This is a genomic window from Thermococcus sp. 9N3 (genome assembly GCF_012027685.1).
Classification (GTDB): Archaea; Methanobacteriota_B; Thermococci; order Thermococcales; family Thermococcaceae; genus Thermococcus; species Thermococcus nautili.
Genome location: NZ_SNUV01000015.1, coordinates 1 through 402 on the forward strand (window position 1 = coordinate 1; position 402 = coordinate 402).

Genomic DNA, 402 nt, shown 5'->3' on the forward strand with positions numbered 1-402 from the left:
TAATTCCTGTTATCTCCCCGTTCTCGTCTTTTGCAAACACGGGCTGTATGTTGAGTCCACCAATTGGAAGCTTTAGCATTTCTCCCTCTCCAAGTGTAACTTTTGGGAAGTTGTTTTCTGGATCAACATGTAGGTAGAGAGTGAAGAGGTTGTTTTCTGGGTCAATGTCCCAAACCCACTGTCCTTCATAAATTTCTCCATCTTGGTACATTCTGATCTTTTCGTAGTACTCGTACTTGTACGTTACTTGCCTTGTTCCGCCAATTCCAATGAAGAAATCTGTTGGTGAAAACACGAAGATTTTCTTAACTCCGTTCTGCAGGAGTTCTTGGATCCTTGCTGATGGGTATGTATCGAATGGCTCAAAGTCTTCATCACCGTTTGCGTCAACATAGAGGATGT

At 42.5% G+C, this 402-nt stretch carries 1 pseudogene; it reads right to left on the reverse strand.

What is annotated here, in order from left to right:
* A pseudogene (locus E3E30_RS11190) lies at positions 1–402 on the reverse strand (S-layer protein); the annotation flags it as partial.